The 15,647-nt window shown below is 67.0% G+C and carries 15 protein-coding genes; 10 read left to right on the top strand and 5 right to left on the bottom strand.

The genetic code is table 11. The features are described 5' to 3' along the window. Positions 1 to 164: 164 nt before the first annotated feature. Complete coding sequence (locus ACWF5H_RS08155) at positions 165 to 1,298, bottom strand: hypothetical protein (RefSeq protein WP_452036033.1); 1,134 nt, start codon at positions 1,296 to 1,298, stop codon at positions 165 to 167. A gap of 30 nt (positions 1,299 to 1,328) precedes the next feature. On the opposite strand from ACWF5H_RS08155, the gene ACWF5H_RS08150 reads away from it, so the two are divergent. From ACWF5H_RS08150 to ACWF5H_RS08105, 10 genes are all read left to right on the top strand, one after another. After that, on the top strand, positions 1,329 to 2,276 hold the full coding sequence (locus ACWF5H_RS08150) for a hypothetical protein (RefSeq protein ID WP_452036031.1): 948 nt from the start codon (positions 1,329 to 1,331) through the stop codon (positions 2,274 to 2,276). Then, positions 2,266 to 3,246, top strand: a complete 981-nt coding sequence (locus ACWF5H_RS08145; RefSeq protein ID WP_452036083.1) for an HAD-IIA family hydrolase — start codon at positions 2,266 to 2,268, stop codon at positions 3,244 to 3,246. The genes ACWF5H_RS08150 and ACWF5H_RS08145 overlap by 11 nt, the downstream gene beginning before the upstream one ends. A 61-nt stretch (positions 3,247 to 3,307) precedes the next feature. Then, on the top strand, positions 3,308 to 3,511 hold the full coding sequence (locus tag ACWF5H_RS08140; RefSeq protein ID WP_452036030.1) for a hypothetical protein: 204 nt from the start codon (positions 3,308 to 3,310) through the stop codon (positions 3,509 to 3,511). 4 nt (positions 3,512 to 3,515) lie between these two features. Then, positions 3,516 to 4,388: a TlyA family RNA methyltransferase gene (locus ACWF5H_RS08135; RefSeq protein WP_452036028.1), complete on the top strand. Its 873-nt coding sequence runs from the start codon at positions 3,516 to 3,518 to the stop codon at positions 4,386 to 4,388. Beyond that, positions 4,385 to 5,374, top strand: a complete 990-nt coding sequence (locus ACWF5H_RS08130; RefSeq protein WP_364652387.1) for an NAD kinase — start codon at positions 4,385 to 4,387, stop codon at positions 5,372 to 5,374. The genes ACWF5H_RS08135 and ACWF5H_RS08130 overlap by 4 nt, the downstream gene beginning before the upstream one ends. A gap of 1 nt (position 5,375) precedes the next feature. Then, positions 5,376 to 7,088, top strand: coding sequence for a DNA repair protein RecN (gene recN / locus ACWF5H_RS08125; RefSeq protein ID WP_452036026.1), 1,713 nt, complete (start codon positions 5,376 to 5,378; stop codon positions 7,086 to 7,088). 118 nt (positions 7,089 to 7,206) lie between these two features. Further along, complete coding sequence (locus ACWF5H_RS08120; RefSeq protein ID WP_364652389.1) at positions 7,207 to 8,928, top strand: CTP synthase; 1,722 nt, start codon at positions 7,207 to 7,209, stop codon at positions 8,926 to 8,928. A 1-nt stretch (position 8,929) separates the two neighbouring features. After that, positions 8,930 to 9,607 carry an NUDIX hydrolase gene (locus tag ACWF5H_RS08115; protein ID WP_364652390.1) on the top strand — a complete coding sequence of 226 codons (678 nt, stop codon included), beginning with the start codon at positions 8,930 to 8,932 and terminating at the stop codon, positions 9,605 to 9,607. Positions 9,608 to 9,613: 6 nt separating this feature from the next. Then, positions 9,614 to 10,594 carry a site-specific tyrosine recombinase XerD gene (xerD, locus tag ACWF5H_RS08110; protein WP_452036024.1) on the top strand — a complete coding sequence of 327 codons (981 nt, stop codon included), beginning with the start codon at positions 9,614 to 9,616 and terminating at the stop codon, positions 10,592 to 10,594. A gap of 52 nt (positions 10,595 to 10,646) precedes the next feature. Next, entirely contained in the window at positions 10,647 to 11,150 is a 504-nt protein-coding gene (locus tag ACWF5H_RS08105) for an 8-oxo-dGTP diphosphatase (RefSeq protein WP_452036023.1), read from the top strand. Here the strand turns inward: ACWF5H_RS08105 and ACWF5H_RS08100 are convergent. Genes ACWF5H_RS08100 through ACWF5H_RS08085 form a run of 4 tightly spaced genes read right to left on the bottom strand, consistent with a single transcriptional unit; the run spans position 11,147 to position 15,471 of the window. Then, positions 11,147 to 12,307, bottom strand: coding sequence for a bifunctional 2-methylcitrate synthase/citrate synthase (locus ACWF5H_RS08100; protein WP_452036022.1), 1,161 nt, complete (start codon positions 12,305 to 12,307; stop codon positions 11,147 to 11,149). The two genes, ACWF5H_RS08105 and ACWF5H_RS08100, sit on opposite strands and share 4 nt — an antisense overlap. Positions 12,308 to 12,328: 21 nt before the next feature. Beyond that, a complete protein-coding gene (prpB, locus tag ACWF5H_RS08095; RefSeq protein WP_452036021.1) occupies positions 12,329 to 13,234 on the bottom strand; it encodes a methylisocitrate lyase in 906 nt (301 codons plus the stop codon). Next, complete coding sequence (locus ACWF5H_RS08090; protein WP_452036020.1) at positions 13,235 to 14,755, bottom strand: MmgE/PrpD family protein; 1,521 nt, start codon at positions 14,753 to 14,755, stop codon at positions 13,235 to 13,237. Next, the gene (locus tag ACWF5H_RS08085) at positions 14,755 to 15,471 is read right to left on the bottom strand and encodes a GntR family transcriptional regulator (protein ID WP_452036018.1); all 717 of its coding nucleotides are present in this window, start codon (positions 15,469 to 15,471) and stop codon (positions 14,755 to 14,757) included. Before ACWF5H_RS08085 ends, ACWF5H_RS08090 begins: the two co-directional genes overlap by 1 nt. Positions 15,472 to 15,647 lie beyond the last annotated feature (176 nt).

Raw genomic sequence — 15,647 nt, 5'->3', positions numbered from 1 at the left:
CTGCACTCGGGAGGGTGTGGGAGAGTAGGTCACCGCCGGACATTCTTTACAAGGGAAGGCCCCGCCAACGACGGCGGGGCCTTCCCTTCGTTAACGATCTCGATTCGTTAGTGGAGTCACAGGCAGGCTTCGGCCGACAGCAAGATGGTGAACCGTTGACTGCACTAGAATGGATCGATGGTATGGGCGCGCCACGAAAATCTGCGCCCGAAACAAGACAACGTATATAGAGATTTTTGATGGCTGTGGTTGGTTCGATCGACCTGGCCCGCACTGAGAGGAGTTCCGGCATGGCTGATTTCCGGGGTCGTGAAGGACGAGACGACAGGGGTGCAGGCCGAGGCAACTACGGCAACCGGTCGGATGCTGACCGCCCGAGCGAGAGCGGGCAGCGGAAGCGCCCCGACTATGAGAATCGTAGTAGCCGGTCGAGCAACGACGGTGGTTACCGTCCGCAGGGCGATCGCCCTCGTCAGGACCGTGGTGAGCGTCGCGACTTTGGGGATCGGCCGCGTCAGGACCGTGGTGAGCGTCGCGACTTTGGGGATCGTCGTCCGCAGGGTGACCGGCCCCGTCAGGACCGTGGTGAGCGGCGTGACTTCTCTGATCGGCGGCGTCAGGACCGTGGCGAGCGTCGCGACTTTGGTGACCGGCCCCGTCAGGACCGTGGTGAGCGGCGTGACTTCTCTGATCGGCCGCGTCAGGACCGTGGTGAGCGTCGCGACTTTGGGGATCGTCGTCCGCAGGGTGATCGGCCGCGTCAGGACCGTGGTGAGCGTCGCGACTTTGGGGATCGTCGTCCGCAGGGTGACCGGCCGCGTCAGGACCGTGGTGAGCGTCGCGACTTTGGGGATCGTCGTCCGCAGGGTGACCGGCCGCGTCAGGACCGTGGTGAGCGGCGTGACTTCTCTGATCGGCCGCGTCAGGACCGTGGTGAGCGTCGCGATTTCGGCGATCGTCGTCCGCAGGGTGACCGGCCCCGTCAGGACCGTGGTGAGCGGCGTGACTTCTCTGATCGGCCGCGTCAGGACCGTAGTGAGCGGCGTGACTTCTCTGACCGGCCCCGTCAGGACCGCGGTGAGCGGCGTGACTTCTCTGACAGGCCGCGCCAAGACCGTGGTGAGCGTCGCGACTTTGGGGATCGTCGTCCGCAGGGTGACAGGCCGCGCCAAGACCGTGGTGAGCGTCGCGACTTTGGGGATCGTCGTCCGCAGGGTGACCGGCCGCGCCAGGACCGTGGTGAGCGTCGCGACTTCAGTGATCGCCCCTCCGGCCGTTCGGCTGGCCCACGTGAGCACAATTCCGGAGACCTTCGTAGTGCCAACCGCGTGGACCGTCCGCGTTCGCCTGAGATTGACGAGGACGTCTCAGGGTCGGAGCTGGACCGCGTTACCCGCGCACAGCTGAGGACCTTGGAATCGAAGAACGCGGAGTGGGTGGCCAAACATTTGGTGATGGCGGGCCGGCTTCTCGACGAGGATCCGGAACTGGCATTCCAGCACGCGTTGGCAGCCAGCCGCCGGGGCGGACGGATGGCTCCGGTGCGCGAAGCGGTGGGCCTGACCGCGTACGCGGCCGGCCACTATGGCGAGGCCCTGAGGGAGTTCCGCACGTTCCGACGGATCAGCGGTTCAAACGAGCACCTGCCCATCATGGCCGACTGCGAACGTGGACTCGGACGCCCGGACAGAGCGCTGGAGCTGACCCGTTCAGAAGACGCTGAATCACTTGATACAGCGGGCAAGGTGGAACTGGCTATTGTGGCCTCCGGCGCGCGGACCGATTTGCAGCAGTTCGATGCGGCGGTTGCGGCTCTCGAGATTCCGCAGTTGGACCGCAACCGGGCATTCTCATACAGCCCGCGACTCTTCCGTGCCTATGCAGACGCTTTGGACGCAGCCAGCCGCAGTGATGAAGCGCAGCAGTGGCGGCGGCAGGCAGCCGTGGCAGAGAACGCCCTGGGCGTCGGTGATTTTGCCGAGCCCGAGATCCTCGACTTGGTCGGTGAGGAACCGGAACCCGTCGGCAGGCCGTTGCAGGACTCCCGGACCCCAGAGCATGGTCGCGCTGATGTCGGCGCAGCCGTGCAAGCAGATACGGGTGAGTCTGCGGATACCAGCGAAGCCGAGTCGTCCAACGGGGAGGATGCACCTGTGGTCGGCTCTCCGGCGGGCGAACCAACCGAGGAAAAGGACGCCCCGGCTCCCATCGAGGCCGAGGACGAGGACGCTCCCCGCACCGCGCACACGCCGGACAGCAGGGATGATGACCGGTAAGCCGCTGATCTCCGGCTACGACGCCTTACTGTCCGACCTGGACGGAGTCGTCTATGCCGGACAGCAGGCTGTCCCAGGAGCTGCGGAGGCGTTGGAAGGCCTTGCGGACACCGGGACGGCCCTGGGCTACATCACTAACAACGCGTCACGGTCGTCCGAGCAGGTTGCCGCGCACTTGCGCGAGCTCGGCGCGCCGGCCACCGCCGATCAAGTTTTTGGATCGGCCCGGGCCGGCGCGCTGCTGCTGGCCAGGCACGTCCCTGCGGGTTCCAAAGTGCTGGTCACCGGCAGCCAGACCTTGGCAGACGAAATAGCTGCCCAGGAATTCATCCCGGTCCGTTCTGCCCTCGAAGCTCCCGCGGCTGTGATCCAGGGGTTCGACCCGGCGCTGGGTTGGAAGGAACTGGCCGAGGCATCCTTCGCGGTCGCCTCCGGCGCCTTCTGGATCGCCACCAATACGGATATGACCATTCCCCGGGAGCGCGGCATCGCTCCGGGGAACGGCGCCCTGGTTGCGGCCGTACAGGCTGCCACCGGAGCGGTGCCATTGGTCGCAGGGAAACCGGAGGCCGGCATCTTTACGACGGCGGCGGCAGCGTTGGGTGCCCACCGGCCACTGGTGGTGGGCGATCGCCTCGACACGGACATCTTGGGCGGAAACAAGGCGGGCATGGACACGGCGGTTGTGCTGACCGGCGTTGACGGGCCCGAGGCTGTCCTCGGTGCCAGTACGGCGGAACGGCCGCGCTACCTGCTGGGTAGCTTGGCTGAACTGTATCTTCCGTATCCGGCGGTCATCCGCGACGGTGCGGGTTTCCGGTGCGGTGCTGCCCACGCCGCCATCGAGAACGGGGGACTCCGCGTTTCCGGCAGCCGGGATGATGTGCACACATGGCGCGCGGCGTGCGCGGCGTGGTGGAATGCCTATCCGGACCAAGCCGCGGCGGCCACGCCTGAGCTGGTGGACTGAACACCGCTACTAGACTGATTCACGGCGGTTGGGTACGCCGGCCTACGCAAGGGAGGAAAGCTTGGATCTGCCAGACTCGCGGGAAAGCGGCAGCCAAACGCGGCCGCAATGGCCCGCCCCCGCTGAGCCGACCGACGACGAGTCCGTGAACAGCATCGTCGCCGAGCTAGCCCAGATCCCGGACCTCGCCGTCAGCGAGCACGAGCGGGTGTATCAGCGGATCCACGACGGTTTGTTGGCCGACTTGGAGACCGAGGCTGATTGACCCGATGCCCAGACTCGATCAGGAGCTAGTATCCCGGGGGCTGGCACGCTCCCGCACGCACGCAGCCAAACTCATCGCCGCCGGCCGGGTCAGCCGCGCCGGAACTGTTTTGACCAAGGCCTCGGCTCCCGTCGGCCCGGGGGAGCCACTGGACGTAGCCCCCGACGCGGGCCCCGACTACGTCAGCAGAGCCGGCCATAAGTTGGCCGGCGCATTGGCAGCCTTCCCCGCCGTGGACCCGGCCGGCCTGCGCTGCCTCGACGCCGGGGCCTCCACCGGCGGGTTCACCGACGTCCTGCTCCGCACTGGAGCACGTGAGGTGGTCGCCGTGGATGTGGGCCACGGCCAACTCGTTGACCAGATCCGTACGGATAGCAGGGTCAGGGTGTTTGAGGGCATGAACGTCCGCTACCTCGACGCCCGGGAGATCGGCGGCCCGGTGGACCTGACCGTGGCGGACTTGTCCTTCATCTCGCTGACCCTGGTTGTTGAAGCCTTGGCCAATGCGACGAGGCCAAGCGGAAATCTCTTGCTGATGGTCAAGCCGCAGTTTGAGGTGGGCAGGGAAAGCCTGGCGCGCACCGGCGTCGTCAGTTCGGAGGCCGAACGTTTCCGGGCGGTGAGAAACGTTGTCTCGTCGGCCCTCGAAGCGGGCCTTCAGGTTCGCGGACTGGCGGCAAGCCCGCTTCCCGGACAGGACGGAAACGTTGAATATTTCCTGTGGATAAGCGTTCCGCCGGGCCAACCGGAGCGCAGAACGGGTAGTGTGCTGGAGGGGGAGGTGGACGCGGCGATGGCCAATTTCCCGCATGGGTTCAGCCAAGCGGCGGACCAGATTGACGAACCGAGAAGGCAGGAACCGGGAGTGGAGCGATGAGCCGGCGGATACTGGTGCTCGCGCACACCGGACGGGCGGACGCCATGGCGGCTGCCCACGAAACATGCGCCCAACTCCACGCCTCCGGGCTGGTTCCCGTGATGCGCCGGGAAGAAATGGCGCCCATGCGGGAAACGTACGGTGACCTAGCCGTTCCCTGCGAGACGCTGGACGAGGACGTCAGTCTCGACTCCGTGGACCTGGGCATGGTGCTTGGCGGCGACGGAACCATCCTCCGTTCGGCCGAGCTGGTCCGGGAATCGGACGTCCCACTGCTCGGGGTCAACCTGGGACATGTCGGCTTCCTGGCCGAGAGCGAACGTGCGGACTTGGCTCAGACCGTCCATTGGGTGGTTAACCGCCAATATACGGTCGAAGAGCGCCTGACCATCGATGTGCAGGTGTGGCTGGGCAAACGCAAGATCGGGCACACCTGGGCGCTGAACGAGGCAGCGGTGGAAAAGGGCGATCGGCAGCGGATGCTGGAAGTCGTCGTCGAAGTCGATGCCCTGCCGATCAGTTCGTTCGGCTGTGACGGCGTGGTGATGGCGACCCCCACCGGCTCGACGGCCTACGCTTTTTCGGCCGGCGGCCCGGTGGTCTGGCCGCAGGTGGAAGCTCTGCTGATGACGCCCATCAGCGCGCACGCCTTGTTCGCCAAACCGCTGGTGGTTGCGCCGGATTCCATCATGGCGGTGGAAGTCCTGAGCCGGAGTGATGCCAACGGAGTGCTCTGGTGCGACGGGCGGCGCAGTCTTGAGTTGCCGCCGGGGTCCCGGATCGAGGTGACCCGCTCGGACAAACCTGTCCGGCTGGCCCGCACCCGGCGGACCCCCTTCTCGGAGCGCCTGGTCCGCAAATTCGAGCTTCCCACGTCGGGATGGCGCGGCCCGGTCAGCCCCTCGGAGGAGCAGCCGCCCACCTCGTCGCTGCCGACGGTCCGCACCGTGGAGCCGCACTATACCCAGCCCGGCGGGAGGAGCTGACATGATCGAAGAAATCAGGATCCGCAACCTCGGCGTCATCACCGAGGCCACGCTGCCGCTGGGGCCTGGACTGTCCGTGGTGACGGGAGAAACCGGCGCCGGCAAGACCATGGTGGTCACCGCGCTTGGCCTGCTGCTGGGCGCACGCGCCGACGCCGGCGCAGTACGCAGCGGTGCAGCCAACGCCGTGACGGAGGCCGTGGTCCGGCTGGCCGAGGACAGCCCCGCGCTTGCCCGCGCGGGTGAAGCCGGGGCAGACATCGACGAGTTCGACGGCGGGGCCGAGCTGATGCTCGCCCGCACGGTGAATGCCGATGGCCGCAGCCGCGCGCACGTGGGCGGACGCGGGGCCCCGGTGGGAACGCTGGCCGAGATCGGCGGTCATTTGGTGGCGGTGCACGGCCAAACGGACCAGCTGCGGCTCAAGAGCCAGCAGGCACAGCGCGAAGCACTGGACAAGTTTGCCGGCGCCGCCCTGGCCCAGGCCCTGACCGTGTACGCGGCGTCATTCGGGCGCTGGAAGGAAGCCAAGGCCGAGCTGGAGACGCTGCGCACCGAAGCACGTGAACGACTGCGCGAAGCCGAAGCACTGCAGCTGGCCCTCGAGGAAATCGACGGGCTGGAGCCGCAGCCTGGCGAGGACAACGCGCTGAAGGCCGTGGCCGTGAAGCTGGCCAACGTCGAGGAACTGCGGGCGGCCGCCACCGTGGCGCACCAGGCACTGGTGGCCGAGGAGTTTACCGACTCGCCGGACGCCACCACGCTGGTGGACGCGGCTAAGCGGGCGCTGGAGCAGGTCCAGGACGAAGATGCCGAGCTGGGGCGGGCGGCCGCGCGACTGGCGGAAGTGGGAATCATCCTCGCCGATGTGGCCGCCGAATTGGCAAGCTACGGGGCATCGCTGGACGGTGAAGGACCGGGCCGGCTCGAGGAAGTCGAAGCGCGCCGCGCCGATCTGGCCCGGCTCGTTCGCAAATACGCGCCCAGCATCGACGAGGTCCTCGAGTGGGCAGCCCGGGCCCGCACCCGGCTGGAAGACCTGACCGACGATTCCAGCCGGATCGAGCGGTTGGAGACGGAAGTCGCCGGGCTGGACGAGGCGTTGGCCGCCCAATCCGCCGAGGTTACCGCGCTGCGTCGGGAAGCTGCTGCCGACCTGGGGCACCGGGTCGGCACCGAACTGTCCGCCCTGGCCATGGCCGAGGCCGAACTGGTGATCGAGATTGAACCTGCGCCGGCCCTGAGCGTGCACGGGGCCGACCTGATCACCTTCCTGTTGAAACCGCACCGGGGCGCACCGCCGCGGCCGTTGGGCAAGGGCGCATCCGGCGGCGAACTCTCCCGCGTGATGCTGGCCATCGAGGTGGTGCTCGCGGAAGTGGACCCGGTTCCGACCTTTGTGTTCGACGAAGTGGACGCCGGCGTGGGTGGCAAAGCGGCGGTCGAGATCGGCCGCCGCCTGGCCATGCTGGGACGCTTCGTGCAGGTCATCGTAGTGACCCACTTGCCCCAGGTGGCGGCGTTCGCCGACCAGCACATCCGAGTGATCAAGACGGCTGGCGGCGGTGACAGCGGAATGACCGCCAGCGACGTCCGCCTGCTCGACGACGAGGAACGGGTGACCGAATTGGCCCGCATGCTCGCCGGACAGGAAGAGTCCGAGTCCGCCCGCGCACATGCCCAGGAACTGATTGACGGTGCCAGGGCGCTATAGCATCTGCTACAGCTACGACCAGCCCCGCCGCCGGCGGGGGAGAAGTTGGCCGGCTGGTGTGTGTTCACACACTCGACAGCGGTCGGAACGGCCTTGAGATTCGAGGGCGTCCAGAAAGGTGATAGGCTCGAATTCCGTGGTGCAGCGATCAAATTCCCGGTTTTCCAAGTCGTCCAAGACGACCAAACATATCTTCGTCACCGGCGGCGTGGCGTCCTCGCTCGGGAAGGGACTGACGGCTTCAAGCCTCGGCCACCTGCTCCGCGCACGCGGCCTCTCCGTGACCATGCAGAAGCTCGATCCATATCTGAACGTGGATCCGGGCACAATGAATCCCTTCCAGCACGGTGAAGTCTTCGTCACCGACGACGGCGCCGAAACCGACCTGGATATTGGACACTACGAGCGGTTCCTGGACGAGAACCTGGACGGCTCCGCCAACGTCACCACCGGCCAGGTGTACTCGACGGTGATCGCCAAGGAGCGCCGGGGTGAGTACCTCGGTGACACCGTGCAGGTCATCCCGCACATCACGGATGAGATCAAGCGCCGGATGCGACTGCCTTCCGAGCCGGTCGCCGGTAAGAAGTCTCCGGATGTGATCATCACCGAGATCGGCGGCACGGTGGGCGACATCGAGTCGCAGCCGTTCCTGGAAGCGGCGCGCCAGGTCCGCCAGGACGTCGGGCGTACCAACGTATTCTTCCTGCACGTGTCACTGGTGCCCTACATCGGTCCGTCGCAGGAACTGAAGACCAAGCCCACCCAGCACTCGGTGGCCGCGCTGCGTTCGATCGGTATCCAGCCCGACGCCATTGTGATCCGTTCAGACCGCGAGGTCCCCGCCGCAATGCGGGAAAAGATCGGCCGGATGTGCGACGTGGACATCGACGCGGTCATCGGCTGCCCGGATGCCCCGAGCATCTATGACATCCCCAAGACGCTGCATTCGCAGAACCTGGACGCGTACATCGTGCAGCACCTTGACCTGAAGTTCAAGGACGTCGACTGGTCCAAATGGGACCGGCTGCTGGCGGCCGTCCACAACCCGCAGCACACCGTTGAGGTGGCGCTGGTGGGCAAGTACATCGACTTGCCGGATGCCTACCTTTCCGTGACCGAGGCCCTGCGCGCCGGCGGTTTCGCCAACCAGACGCGGGTGAAGATCCGCTGGGTCCCCTCCGACGATTGCGCCACCGACGAAGGCGCCGCTACCGCACTCAACGGCGTGCACGCGATCTGCGTGCCGGGAGGCTTCGGCATCCGCGGCCTGGAAGGCAAACTCGGCGCGCTCAAGTTCGCCCGCGAACGCAAGCTCCCCACCCTGGGCTTGTGCCTTGGCCTGCAGTCAATGGTGATGGAGTACGCCCGCAACATCGTCGGGCTGGAAGGCGCTTCATCCACCGAGTTCGATCCGGACACCAAGCACCCGGTCATCGCCACGATGGCCGAGCAGCTGGATATTGTCGAGGGCAAGGGCGACCTGGGCGGCACCATGCGCCTGGGCTTGTACGAGGCGGCCCTGCAGTCGGGCTCCGTGGTGGCCGAGACCTACGGCAGCACCAAGGTCAGCGAACGCCACCGCCATCGCTACGAGGTCAACAACGAATACCGCGACCAGCTCGCTGCTGCGGGCCTGGTCTTCTCCGGCACCTCGCCGGACGGCAAGCTGGTGGAGTTCGTCGAGCTTCCCCGCGATGTGCACCCGTATTACGTCTCCACCCAGGCACACCCGGAACTGAGTTCACGCCCCACGCGGCCGCATCCGCTGTTCGCCGGCCTGATCGCCGCAGCGCTGGACCATGGCCAGGCCAAGGCGCCGGCAAAGTCCGGAGTCTGACGTGCCGGTGCAACCGGACGCCTTCGCCGACATCCCCGATCCGCGCCCGCTGGTGGAAAGCCGCACGGTATACCGCGGCCGGATCTGGGACGTGGTCAGCGATACCTTCACGCTGGGCCAGGGCGACGGCGCCACGCTGGTGCGCGACTACATAGCGCATCCCGGCGCGGTGGCCATCCTGGCGATGGACCCGGCGGGACGGGTACTGCTGCTGAAGCAGTACCGGCAGCCCGCCAAGATGTCGCTGTGGGAGATCCCTGCAGGCCTGCTGGACATGGACGGCGAGGACTTCGTGGATGCCGCGGCGCGGGAACTGGCCGAGGAAGCTGATCTGGTGGCCGGCCGCTGGGACGTGCTGGTGGACTTCTTCAATTCGCCCGGTTCCTCCAGCGAGACGATTCGGATTTACCTGGCCAGGGACCTTTCCGAGGTTCCCTCAGACCAGCGGCATGAGCGTACCGAAGAGGAAGCCGAGATCGAGCATCTCTGGGTGGACCTGGACGACGCCGTGGACGCGGTGATGGCCGGCCGGCTGCACAATCCGTCGGCTGTGGCCGGGTTGCTCGCCGCATCCCGGGCCGCGGCTACCGGCTTCGCGAACCTGCGTCCGGCGGACGCACCGTGGCCGGAGCATCCCAGCCAGCGTCCCGACGGAGCCGCCGACTCCGGCCGGGACTGAGCAGCCATGTTGCCGGTGCAAGCCCCGCCCGCCAAGGGGGACGAATTCAGCGCGACGGCGCTGGGCCGTGCCGCGGGCGACTACCTGCAGCACATGGCGGTGGAACGCGGGCTGGCAGCCAACACCGTCGCGGCGTACCGCAGGGACTTGGGCCGCTACCTGCGGTTCCTGCAGGAACGCTCGGTCAGCGAGCCGGCCTTGGTCAGCCGCCACGACGTCACGGCATTTGCCCAGGCCCTCTCCGACGGGTCCGACGGCGCTGCCGCCCTGAGCGTCAGGTCAGCGGCCCGGACCATCGTGGCGGTTCGCGGCCTGCACAAATTCTGGACGCTTGAGGGCATCACGGAGACCGACCCGGCCACCGATGTCCATCCGCCGATGCCGGGCAAACGCCTGCCGAAGGCCATCTCGGTGGCCGACGTGACCCGGATCCTTGAATCCACGGGATCGGACAGTCCCACCGGCCTGCGCGACCGGGCGCTGCTGGAGTTTCTCTACGCGACCGGCGCCCGGATCAGCGAAGCGGTAGGCCTGGACGTTGACGATGTCAGCGTGGAGCCGCAAGGCGACGGCCCCGCCGTCGTCCGCCTTTTCGGTAAGGGTTCCAAGGAGCGGCTGGTGCCGCTGGGCTCCTACGCCGCCCAGGCTGCCGACGCTTACCTGGTCCGGGGACGGCCGGGACTGGCTGCCAAGGGCCTTGGCACACCGGCCCTGTTCCTGAACGCCCGCGGCGGCCGGCTGAGCCGCCAAAGCGCCTGGACCATCCTGAAAGCGGCCGCGGAGAAGGCAGGCATCACGCAGCCCGTGTCTCCGCACACCTTGCGGCACTCCTTCGCCACCCACCTGCTGGAGGGCGGCGCGGACGTCCGTGTGGTTCAGGAGATGCTCGGCCACGCATCCGTCACCACCACGCAGATCTACACGTTGGTCACCGCGGATACGCTTCGCGAGGTCTACGCCGCGGCGCATCCGCGCGCGCTGGGCTAGGGCGGCGGAGCGGGGCAGGGGGGGGCCGGCGTTCCGAGCTAGACTCGCTCCCATGACCGTTGCTGTTGCCCTGTGCTTTCTGCTGGGGGAAGAAGCCGGGCAAAGCTGCGTGCTGCTCGGCCGGAAGAAGACCGGTTTCGGCGCCGGGAAGGTCGTAGGGATCGGCGGGAAACTGGAGCCGGGGGAGTCCGACGGAGACGCGGCCTGCCGGGAGATGCACGAGGAGACCGGGGTGTGCGTCCGGCCGGCGGATCTGGAACGGGCCGGTCGGATTTTCTTCGACTTCCCGGCGAAGCCGGCATGGAACATGGACACCGCTCTCTTCGTCGCGCGGTCCTGGAGTGGCGTGCCCGCCGAGTCTGCGGAAATTGCCCCGTCCTGGCACCGCGTGGACCGGCTGCCGCTGGGGCTGATGTGGCAGGACGCCGGACACTGGCTGCCGCTGGCGCTGTCGGGGGACCAGCCTCGACTGCGGGTGGTGATGCGGCCGGATAACGAGACGGTGGCCGACGTCGAGGATCTCGACACCGGCCACCGTGTGGCTTGGGAATTCTAGCGGCCCAGCGCCCGCTGGTCCGGTCCGTTGTACTCACTGAGCGGACGGATCAGCGAGTTCGCCTCCAGCTGCTCCATGATGTGCGCCGTCCAGCCGGTAATCCGGCTGGCAACGAACAGCGGGGTGAATATGTCCGTGTCGAACCCCATCAGGTGGTATGTGGGGCCAGCCGGGTAGTCAAGGTTCGGCTTGATGTCCTTCGCCTCGGCCATCGCGTGTTCCAGACCGTCGTACAGGCCGAGGATTTCGGGGCGGCCGTAATGCTCAATCATCTTGTCCAGCGCGGCCTTCATGGTCGGCACCCGGGAATCGCCGTGCTTGTAGACCCGGTGGCCGAAGCCCATCACCTTCTTCTTTTCCGCCAGGGCCTGTTCCATCCACGTCCGGGCCCGGGCGGCGGCCTCTTCACGGGATTCGTCGGTGCGGATGCCGATTTGTTCGAAGGTATGCATCACCGCTTCGTTGGCACCGCCGTGCAGCGGGCCCTTCAACGCTCCGATGGCGCCGGTGACGGCCGAGTGCAGGTCGGACAGCGTGGAGGTGATGACCCGGGCCGTGAAGGTGGAGGCGTTGAACGAGTGCTCGGCGTACAGGATCATGGAGACGTTGAACGCGTCCACCACCTCCGGGGCTGCCTCCTCGCCGAAGGACATCCAGAGGAAATTCGCCGCGTAGCCCAGGTCGTCGCGCGGTTCCACCAGGTCTTGGCTGCGGCGCCTGCGCTGATCGTAGGCCACCACCGCCGGGAACGCGGCAAACAGCTCAAGGGCCTTGGCCATGTTCGCCTCCGGCGAGGAATCCTCGACCAGCCGGTGACGCGCTCCGATCACGCTGGCCGCCGTCCGGCAGACGTCCATCGGGTGGGCTTCAACCGGCAGCGAATCGATGACCGACTTCACCACCGGATCCAGTGCGCGGCCGCCGCGTTCGGCCGAGGTGAAGTCCCGCAGTTGGTCCGCGTCGGGCAACTCTGAGTTCCACAGCAGATACGCCACTTCTTCGAAGCTGCAGTGTGCGGCCAGGTCTTGGACGGGATAGCCGCGGTACAGCAGCGAGTTGGTCTCCGCGTTGACCTTGGAGATCTTTGTGGTGTCGACGACGACGCCGGCCAGCCCTTTGCGGATCTGCGGTGCTTCAGTGGTTGCATCCGTGCTCATAGCGACTCCTATGTTTTGTGGTCAGTGCTGACCGGGCACTTGGAAGTTGAATACAGAGGTGTCGAATTGGTTATACGCCTCATAATCCACCAATTCGTACAAACGCGCACGGGTCAGCATGTGCGGGACCTGTGATTGCTGGGTTCCGTCGGCCTTGATCGCGTCCAGGGTCCGCTCGGCAGCCCCCATCGCGCTGCGCAGCAGGGTCACCGGGTAGATGACCATATTCACGCCCACCGAGGAGAGGGCCTCGGCGGTGAACAACTCGCTTTTGCCGAACTCGGTCATGTTGGCCAGCACCGGCACGTCGACGGCTTCGCGGATGGCCGCGAATTCCTCCAGGGTGCGCATGGCTTCGGGGAAGATGGCGTCCGCCCCGGCGTCAACCAGTGCGCGGGCGCGATCCTGGGCTGCCGCCAGGCCGTCCACCGCCCGGATGTCGGTCCGGGCCATGATCAGGAAGTTCGGGTCCCGGCGCGCGTCGGCGGCGGCCCGGATCCGTTTGCTGGCGGTCTCCAGATCCACCACGTTCTTCCCATCCAGATGGCCGCAGCGCTTGGGGTTGAACTGGTCTTCGATGTGGCAGCCGGCCAGGCCGGCGTTTTCCAGCTCCTGCACGGTGCGGGCCACGTTCATCGGCTCGCCGAAGCCGGTGTCGGCGTCCACCAGGGCCGGCAGATCGGTCATCCGCGCGATCTGGCCGGCCCGGGTGGCGACCTCGGTCAGTGTGGTCAGCCCGATGTCCGGCAGCCCCAGATCGTTGGCCAGCACGGCACCGGAGATGTAGACGCCGTCGAACCCCTTCTCCTGGATCAGCCGTGCCGAGAGCGGGTTGAACGCGCCGGGGAACTGCTGCAGCTTCCCGGTCGCCAGGGACTCGCGCAGCGTCCGGCGCTTCTGCTCGGGTGTGGTGGCGGAGTAAAGCATTTAGAACAGTCCCTTCGGGCCGGCGGCGAGGTCGATGACCCCGTCGGCGGCCTGGATATTGAGCTGGTCCAACTCGCCGGCAGCCAGTTCGGGTAGGCGCTCGACGGCGGCCAGGAACCTGTCGATTTCGGCGTCCTCGACGATCCCGGCGGCCAGGGTCCGCAGCTTGTTGACGTAGTGTTCCCGGGTGAACGGGCGGGCCCCCAGCGGGTGGGCATCCGCCACGGCGATTTCGTCGGTGATGACGGTTCCGTCGGCCAACGTGATCTCCACCGAGCCGCCGAAGGCCTTCTCGGCGATGTCCAGCGAATGGTAGCGGCGGGTCCACTCCGGGTCTTCCTCGGTGCTGACCTTGTGCCAGAGCGCCACGGTGTCCGGCCGGCCCGCCCGCTCGGGGGCGTAGGAGTCTACGTGGTGCCAGGCGCCGTCCTGCAGCGCCACGGTAAAGATGTACGGGATCGAGTGGTCCAGTGTTTCGCGGGATGCCGTCGGGCTGTACTTTTGCGGATCGTTGGCGCCGGAGCCGATCACGAAGTGCGTGTGGTGGCTGGTCTTGATCAGGACCGACTTCACGTTCTCCGCGTCGGCGGCCTCCGGGTGTTCACGGTGCAGCTTCCGGGCCAGATCGATCCAGGCCTGCGCCTGGTATTCGGCCGAGTGTTCCTTGGTGTAGGTGTCCAGGATGGCGCGCTTCGCCTCTCCCGGCGCCGGCAGCGGGACGTCATAGGAGGCGTCCGGGCCGTCCAGCAGCCACGCGATGACGCCGTCTTCTCCTTCGTAGATCGGCACCGGTGAGGTCTGCCCGCGCATCGCGCGGTCCACTGCCTCCACGGCCATCTTGCCCGCGAAAGCAGGTGCATGGGCCTTCCAGGTGGAGATCTCGCCCTTGCGCGACTGGCGGGTCGCCGTCGTCGTATGCAGCGCCTGGCCCACGGCCTGGAAGATGGTTTCCACGTCCAGGCCCAGCAGCGTTCCGATGCCCGCGGCAGCCGACGGACCCAAGTGGGCCACGTGGTCGATCTTGTGCTTGTGCAGGCAGATGGCCTTGACCAGATCCACCTGGATCTCGTAGCCGGTGGCGATGCCGCGGAGCAGATCGCGGCCGTTCGAACCCACATGCTGGGCCACCGCGAGGATCGGCGGGATGTTGTCGCCCGGGTGCGAGTATTCGGCGGCCAGGAACGTGTCGTGGTAGTCCAGTTCGCGCACGGCCACGCCGTTGGCCCACGCGGCCCACTCCGGCGACGTCTTCTGCGCGATGCCGAAGATGCCCGCGCCGTTACCGCCACCGGAGACCGGGTGGCTCAGCGCCTGTGCACGCGCGGCGACAATCGGGCTGCGGTTCAGCGAAGCGATGGCCACCGAAGCGTTATCGATGATCCGGTTGATCACCATCTCGGCCACATCGGCGGAAACCTCCACCGGATCGGTGGCGACTTGGGCGATCTTGTAGGCGAGTTGGTCCTCGCGCGGCAGGTTCTCTTCGCTGCGGTAGACGCGTACGTGGTTCTCGACGGTCATTAAACTGTCCTCTCGGCTGGCAGATCGGGTCGATGGTTTGGATCGGTGGATTTGAAATGTTCCAGGCTCTGGTGCAGGTGGATTCGGGTGGCCGCCGCTGCCACCTGGCTGTCGCCGCCGGCGATGGCGCCGGCGATGTTGGCGTGTTCGGCGGCGGAGGCCAGCAGCCGGGCCGGATTGTCCCGGGCCAGCCGTCGGATCCGCACCAGGTGGACGCGGAGGTTGCTCATCGCCTGGTGCAAGTAGGTGTTTCCAGCCGCCCGGTCCACGGCAGCATCCAGCCGGCCGACCAGTTCGTAGTATGCCTGCGGATCCGGCGCAGAACCGCGCATGGCGTCCGCGGCGGCGAGGAATTCCTGCTGCAGTTGGCGGAAGCCGTCCGGTTCGCCGCGAGCGGCGGCCAATGCCGCCGCCTGGCATTCCAGAGCGGTGCGCAGCTCGAAGAGTTCGGTGACGTTCTCCAGCGAGATGGCAGCGACGACGACGCCGCGTCCGGCATGAGGGGCAGTCAGCCCCTCGGCATTCAGCCGGCCCAGCGCCTCGCGGAGGGGAGTGCGGGAGACGCCTAGCCGTGCCGCCTGCTCCACCTCGCCCAAGACGGTGCCCGGCGGCAGCCGCCATTCGACGATGTCCTCGCGCAACGCCCAGTAGGCGCGCTCGCTGGCCCGTACGGGCGGGTTTGCTGTTGTTGGCTGGTGCCGTTCCGCGATACCCACCCTCCTACTGTATACACGAATGGCCAACCGCCACTAGAGAAGGCTGCGAAAGTTCCCAATTTGCCCAACTATGTATACACAAGGGCTGGTCCGCGGCACGAGATGGCCGACTACTAGTGGCCTCGTGGTTGCCGCCCTAGACTGTGTCGATGTGGTGTGGATCACCACGCCATCCC

The organism is Arthrobacter sp. NPDC055138 (assembly GCF_053607305.1).
Note: the sequence above shows the minus strand (reverse complement) of the source record. Positions and strands in the feature narration are given on the sequence as shown.

Bases quoted from the DNA above. Each gene is read 5' to 3' on its own strand.
- ACWF5H_RS08135 (WP_452036028.1), top strand. From the start codon at position 3,516: ATGCCCAGACTCGATCAGGAGCTAGTATCCCGGGGGCTGGCACGCTCC.
- prpB (WP_452036021.1), bottom strand. From the start codon at position 13,234: ATGCTTTACTCCGCCACCACACCCGAGCAGAAGCGCCGGACGCTGCGC.
- ACWF5H_RS08100 (WP_452036022.1), bottom strand. From the start codon at position 12,307: ATGAGCACGGATGCAACCACTGAAGCACCGCAGATCCGCAAAGGGCTG.
- xerD (WP_452036024.1), top strand. From the start codon at position 9,614: ATGTTGCCGGTGCAAGCCCCGCCCGCCAAGGGGGACGAATTCAGCGCG.
- recN (WP_452036026.1), top strand. From the start codon at position 5,376: ATGATCGAAGAAATCAGGATCCGCAACCTCGGCGTCATCACCGAGGCC.
- ACWF5H_RS08105 (WP_452036023.1), top strand. From the start codon at position 10,647: ATGACCGTTGCTGTTGCCCTGTGCTTTCTGCTGGGGGAAGAAGCCGGG.
- ACWF5H_RS08130 (WP_364652387.1), top strand. From the start codon at position 4,385: ATGAGCCGGCGGATACTGGTGCTCGCGCACACCGGACGGGCGGACGCC.
- ACWF5H_RS08145 (WP_452036083.1), top strand. From the start codon at position 2,266: ATGACCGGTAAGCCGCTGATCTCCGGCTACGACGCCTTACTGTCCGAC.
- ACWF5H_RS08090 (WP_452036020.1), bottom strand. From the start codon at position 14,755: ATGACCGTCGAGAACCACGTACGCGTCTACCGCAGCGAAGAGAACCTG.